Origin of the sequence: Rhodococcus sp. EPR-157 (assembly GCF_001647195.1) — a bacterium.
GTDB lineage: Bacteria > Actinomycetota > Actinomycetes > Mycobacteriales > Mycobacteriaceae > Rhodococcoides.
Window position 1 is genome coordinate 1 of sequence record NZ_LVCV01000608.1, and the last position, 5,797, is coordinate 5,797.

Consider the following 5,797-nt stretch of genomic DNA (forward strand, 5'->3'; position numbering starts at 1 on the left):
GTCAGCAGGGCGAGAAGCTCGTTTTCTTGAAGTTGAACGAGGACGGTACCGAGGTCACGCAGCAGGCCGTCGCGCTGGAGAACGCGTACGGCCGGCTGCGTTCGCTGACCTCGTTGGACGACGGGTCGTTCCTGTTGACCACCGACAACGGATCGGACGATCGGGTACTCAGGGTGACTCCGACCGCGTGAGTGCTCGGTGTCAGGCCTTGCTGGGGTGAGCTGCTTCTTCCTCGTCGCTACCGGTCTGCGGGTGGCCGAGCATCGCCGCGCCGAGTAGCTGCTCGGGGACGCCGAAGCCCTCGACCAGTTCGAGCGCGTGTGGGCGAAGAGTCTTGCAGCGCTCGTTGATTCCGCGGGTCACTGCCTTGGACCGCTCGGTGGACAGGTAGCGGTGTTCGATGAACCACGCCTTGTCCTCCTCGATGACCGACAGCGCGTAGACGTCGCAGACTTGCTCGAGCAGGTCCTTGGCCGTCTCGTCTTCGCACGCCGAGATTCCGGCGACGAACGCCTCGAGAACGATGCGGTCGATGTGTGCGCTTGCGGCATGAAGAACGTGATCCTGGACCGAGTTGAACGCGTCGAACGCACTCATCTCCTTTGACTTGCTCTGCAGTCTGCGCGCGACAGTCGAGAGCAGGTAGTCCTCGCGGTCCTCGAACATCTTGACCTGGGTGCCGCGGTTGAACAGCGAGCCTTCCTCCTCGTTGTCCTGCCGGCTGTCGAGGATGGTCTGCATGATCGTCTGGGCCGCAGTCCGTTTGACGACGCGGTCACCGGCGAACTCGGCGGCGAACCGCACCCACTCGACAGGGCTCATGCTCTTGACGTCGTCGGCGTACGCGGTGAGGAGTTCCTTGGCGACGAGCTGCGTCAGCACGTGGTTGTCACCCTCGAAAGTGGTGAACACGTCGGTGTCGGCCTTGAGCGAGATGAGCCTGTTCTCGGCGAGATAGCCTGCGCCGCCGCATGCTTCGCGTGCCTCCTGGATCGCCCGGGTGGCGTGCCAGGTGTTCGCGGCCTTGAGGCCTGCCGCGCGGGACTCGAGTTCGCGCTGCTCCTCGGCGTCCGGGTTGTCGGCCGTCTGCAGTTCGTGGAGCTTGGCGACGAGCTCGTTCTGCGCGAACTGCAGCGCATACGACTTGGCGATGAGCGGGAACAGGCGACGCTGATGCACCAGGTAGTCCATGATCAGCACCTCCTCCTCGGACTTGGGTGCCGAGAACTGCCTGCGCTGCAACGCATATCGAGTCGCGATGTCGAGCGCGACTCTCGCTGCCGCCGCTGCGCTGCCGCCGACGGTCACGCGCCCACGGATGAGTGTGCCGAGCATCGTGAAGAACCGACGGCTCGAATTTTCGATGGGGGAGGAGTAGGTGCCGTCGGCCGCGACATCGGCGTACTTGTTCAGTAGGTTCTCGCGTGGGACCCGGACGTGGTCGAACATGATCCGACCGTTGTCGACGCCGGGCAATCCGCCCTTGTACTGGCAGTCCGAGGTGGTGACGCCGGGGAGATCGTCACCGTTCTCGTCGCGCAGCGGGACGAAGAAGCAGTGGACGCCGTGGCCTTCCGGCTCCTGGCCCGGGCCTGCGGTGATGAGCTGTGCGAATACCGCAGCCACGGTGGCTGTTTCGGCTGCTCCGCCGATGTAGTCCTTGCGCGAGGACGGCGTCGGTGAATGGATGACGAACTCACCGGACTCGGCGTCGTACGTCGCGGTGGTCTCGAGGGACTGCACGTCGCTGCCGTGGCCCGTCTCCGTCATCGCGAAGCAGCCGAGCAGATCCAGGTCGATGAGGCGTCGCACGTACTGTTCGTGATGACGCTCGGTACCGAGGTTTTCGATCGCGCCGCCGAACAAGCCCCACTGGACGCCGGCTTTGACCATCAGCGACAGGTCCGACATGGCGAGCATTTCGATCATCGTGACTGCGGCGCCGACGTCGCCGGTGCCGCCGTGTTCCTTCTTGAAGCCGTCGTCCGCAGCTCCGTGCTGCGCGAGCAGCTTGAGCTGCTCGAGCGCTTTGGTGCGCGCGATGACGGTGTTCGGGGTGTAGTGCGGACGGAATTCGTCACGAACAAGTTGAGCGCGCGCCTCGTTCTTCACATCGCGCCAGCGACCGTCCAACGTGTTCCGAATGTGTTCCGAAGTCGTAGTCATACTCGACGGTAACCTTTTCCGGTTTTCGGCGAGGAGAGACGGGTCACGAAGGCCAGAGATACTCTCGGCCGATGTGCCGCACGCGGGCCCAGAACTTGCTTCGGCCGTACGGCCCATCACGGAATATCGACGCGCCGTTGTCTTCCAGGGCGCGGGTGACGAGCGGGCTGTACCCGTCGAATTCTGCGATCAGGTGCTCCCGGAAGCCATCCGGCCAGGAGTACCGCGCTGGTTCATGTTGTGCCTCCATGCAGGCTAGTGTAATGCAGACGTAACATGCGTGTTACAAGGATGAGGGCGGTTATTGTGTCCGCATCGACACGACAGAGATCTCCTCAATCGACGCCCGGCACGTGTGGCATCCCTACGGCGGGTTCCCGTCGACGACTCGGCCGCTCGTGGTTGCCGGCGCCGACGGTGTCCGCCTGACACTCGCCGACGGCCGTGAACTCATCGACGGGATGAGCTCGTGGTGGGCAGCAGTGCACGGCTACCGGCATCCGGTGCTCGATGCCGCCGCGCACGATCAGCTGGGCAAGATGAGCCACGTCATGTTCGGCGGATTGACCCACGAACCGGCGGCCCGGCTCGCCGAATTGTTGGTTCGGATCACCCCTGAAGGTCTGGACAAGGTGTTCTTCGCGGACTCCGGTTCGGTGTCGGTAGAAGTTGCCGTGAAGATGTGTATCCAGTACTGGCGTGCTCGCGGACGGCCCGGCAAGCGCAGGCTGTTGACGTGGCGCGGCGGATACCACGGCGACACGTTCGCGCCGATGAGCATCTGCGATCCCGACGGCGGAATGCACTCGCTGTGGTCGGATGTGCTGAATCGGCAGATCTTCGCGCCCGCGCCACCGCGTGACTACGAGCCCGACTACGTGCACCTCTTCGAGGAAATTCTCGCCCGGCATCAGGACGAGGTCGCAGCCATCGTGGTCGAACCGATCGTGCAGGGCGCGGGTGGAATGCGGTTTCACGATTCGAGGTACCTGACCGAGCTGCGCCGAATGGCCGACGAGCACGACGTTCTTCTGGTGTTCGACGAGATCGCCACTGGTTTCGGACGCACCGGCGAGCTGTTCGCGGCGGACCACGCGGGTGTTGCACCCGATGTCATGTGCGTCGGCAAGGCGTTGACCGGCGGTTACATGACGCTTGCCGCCGCGCTGTGTACCTCGCACGTCGCCGAGACGATCAGTGCGGGCGAGGCGGGCGGTCTGATGCACGGGCCGACGTTCATGGGCAATCCGCTGGCGTGCGCGGTCGCCGTCGCAGCCGTCGAACTTCTTCTCGAGCGCGATTGGCGAGCCGAGGTGGCGGGCATCGAACAGGGCTTGCGCGACGGCTTGGCCGGAGTCGAGAAACTCGACGGCGTCGCCGACGTGCGTGTCCTCGGCGGCATCGGCGTCGTGGAGATGACCGAGCCCGTGGACATGCAACGAGCGACGGACGCAGCCGTGGCGGAAGGTGTGTGGCTGCGACCGTTCGGCCGTCTCGTCTATGCGATGCCGCCGTACATCTGCAGTGCGGACGAGATCGCGCGGATCTGTGCGGGGATGGGGGCTGTCGCGCGAACTTGAACACTGTTCAAGTAAGGTCGCTCGGGTGGCGACACTCGACTGGTTGACCGACGCGGCGAATCTGCGACTCGAGCGCGGTGTGCACCGTGATCTGCGCCCACGCACGCGTGCACAACCTTCGGTCATCGATCTCGCCTCCAACGACTACCTCGGGCTGTGTCGGCACCCCGAGGTCGTGGACGCCGCGTGCGCCGCGGTCCACGACTGGGGCGCAGGCGCAACGGGTTCACGGCTGGTGAGCGGTACCACTGCCCTGCACGAGCAGCTGGAATCCGAGTTGGCCACCTTCGTCGGCGCCGAGTCGGCTCTGGTGTTCTCCTCGGGCTACACCGCGAATCTCGGTGTGGTGGCCGCACTGTCGGGTCGGGGAACGCTGATCCTGTCCGATTCCGCGTCGCATGCATCTCTCGTCGACGCGTGTCGACTGTCCCGGGCACGAATCGAGGTGTACGACCGGCGAAATTTGGCCGCGGTGGAGCTGGCGTTGCGCACGCGAACCGAAGACCGCGCGCTCGTCGTCACCGATTCGGTGTTCAGTGCCGACGGAGATCTCGCGCCGCTCCGCGAACTGCATGCGCTGTGTCGCCGCCACTCGGCTGTTCTCCTCGTCGACGAAGCGCACGGGATCGGTGTCCGGGGCGACGGGGGCCGCGGGCTCGTTCACGAACTGGGCCTGCAGGGACTGCCCGACGTGATCGTCACCGCGACACTGTCGAAGTCGCTGGCATCGCAAGGGGGAGTTGTCCTCGGCCCAGCCGCAGTGCGTGCTCATCTGATCGACGTCGCACGACCCTTCATCTTCGACACCGGCCTCGCTCCGGCTGCGGTCGGCGCTGCCCGTGCCGCACTTGCGGTGCTCGTTCGTGAACCCGAACGCGCCGCCGCGGTGCGTGCGCGCGCCGCGCAGTTGGCCGAGATCGTAGACGCGGACGCACCCGAATCTGCCGTAGTCTCGGTGATTCTGGGAGACCCCGAGCGTGCCTACGATGCAGCGCGCGAAGCATATTCACGAGGCGTGCACGTCGGGTGCTTTCGGCCGCCGTCGGTTCCGGAAGGCACGTCGCGGCTGCGGCTGACGGCGCGGGCGAACCTGACCGAGAACGAGCTGGACGCGATCCGTACCGTTCTCGGTTCGGTCCTGGAGGGTGCTCGGGTATGACGGTTCTTATCGTGACCGGAACGTCGACCGACGTCGGGAAGACGATCGCGACAGCAGCGCTCGCGGTGACCGCGATGTATCTAGGTGCATCCGTCGCCGTCGTCAAGCCGGCGCAGACCGGAGTCGAGCCTGGCGAACCCGGAGATCTTGCCGAGGTTCGACGCTTGTCGGGCGTGGAACGCACGGTGGAGTCGGCCCGCTACCGGGACCCACTGGCCCCGGACGTCGCGGCGCGCCTGGCGTCGGCGCCGCTCCTCGAATTGGGATCCGTACTCACCGATATCCGATCGTTCGATACCGACGTCGTTCTCGTGGAAGGAGCAGGCGGGCTGCTCGTGCGCCTCGGCGCGAACGGATTCACCCTCCTCGACGTCGCGGCAGAGCTCGGTGCCCCGGTCGTCGTGGTGTGCAGCGCCGAACTGGGGACGCTGAACCACACGGCGCTGACGGTCGGTGCCCTCGATCGTGCCGGGGTGTTCTGTGCCGGGCTGATCGTCGGGGCGTGGCCGGCAGTGCCCGGCCTGGCCGAGCGGACCAACCTCGTCGAACTCCCCGCAGTCACGGGCCGACCGGTACTCGGATGCATCCCGGCCTCGGTCGGGACGATGAGCCGGCAGGGGTTCCGGGCAGCGGCTCCGAAGTGGTTCGACGCTACGACCCTGGCAGGCGCAATGGGGTTTGCTCGGCCCTCGGACGGGTAACCGATTATCTCGTCCGATAATTGGGGTGTGTAATGGATACAGCAGTATGGATCGTCATAGCCGTCGTCGTCGTTTTGCTCGTCGTGGCCATTGCGCTCGCGGTTTCGCGGAAGCAGCAAGCGGCCAAACGAGTAGAGGCCGACAGAATTCGCGAGAAGGCCGCAGAGCGAACGAACGAAGTCGAAGAGCGT

Annotated in this window: 5 protein-coding genes and 1 pseudogene; 4 read left to right on the plus strand and 2 right to left on the minus strand. The window is 65.4% G+C overall.

Annotation, left to right across the window (positions count from 1 at the left end):
• A pseudogene (locus A2J03_RS26315) lies at window positions 1-191 on the plus strand (PQQ-dependent sugar dehydrogenase); the annotation flags it as partial.
• 10 nt (window positions 192-201) lie between these two features.
• On the opposite strand, the gene A2J03_RS26320 reads toward A2J03_RS26315, so the two are convergent.
• Together A2J03_RS26320 and A2J03_RS26325 are read right to left on the minus strand one after the other, a co-directional pair.
• A complete protein-coding gene (locus A2J03_RS26320; RefSeq protein WP_068380177.1) occupies window positions 202-2,166 on the minus strand; it encodes an acyl-CoA dehydrogenase family protein in 1,965 nt (654 codons plus the stop codon).
• Window positions 2,167-2,209: 43 nt separating this feature from the next.
• Complete coding sequence (locus A2J03_RS26325) at window positions 2,210-2,416, minus strand: inositol 2-dehydrogenase (protein WP_068380180.1); 207 nt, start codon at window positions 2,414-2,416, stop codon at window positions 2,210-2,212.
• A gap of 64 nt (window positions 2,417-2,480) precedes the next feature.
• Here A2J03_RS26325 and A2J03_RS26330 point away from each other — a divergent pair, with 64 nt between their 5' ends.
• From A2J03_RS26330 to bioD, 3 genes are read left to right on the plus strand one after another with little or no spacing between them, the layout of a single operon-like run.
• Window positions 2,481-3,746 (plus strand): adenosylmethionine--8-amino-7-oxononanoate transaminase, encoded by a 1,266-nt coding sequence (locus A2J03_RS26330; protein WP_068380183.1) that lies wholly within the window; start codon window positions 2,481-2,483, stop codon window positions 3,744-3,746.
• Between the two features lie 25 nt (window positions 3,747-3,771).
• Window positions 3,772-4,905, plus strand: a complete 1,134-nt coding sequence (locus A2J03_RS26335) for an 8-amino-7-oxononanoate synthase (protein ID WP_068380186.1) — start codon at window positions 3,772-3,774, stop codon at window positions 4,903-4,905.
• On the plus strand, window positions 4,902-5,606 hold the full coding sequence (gene bioD, locus A2J03_RS26340) for a dethiobiotin synthase (RefSeq protein ID WP_068380189.1): 705 nt from the start codon (window positions 4,902-4,904) through the stop codon (window positions 5,604-5,606). Before A2J03_RS26335 ends, bioD begins: the two co-directional genes overlap by 4 nt.
• Window positions 5,607-5,797: the final 191 nt, after the last annotated feature.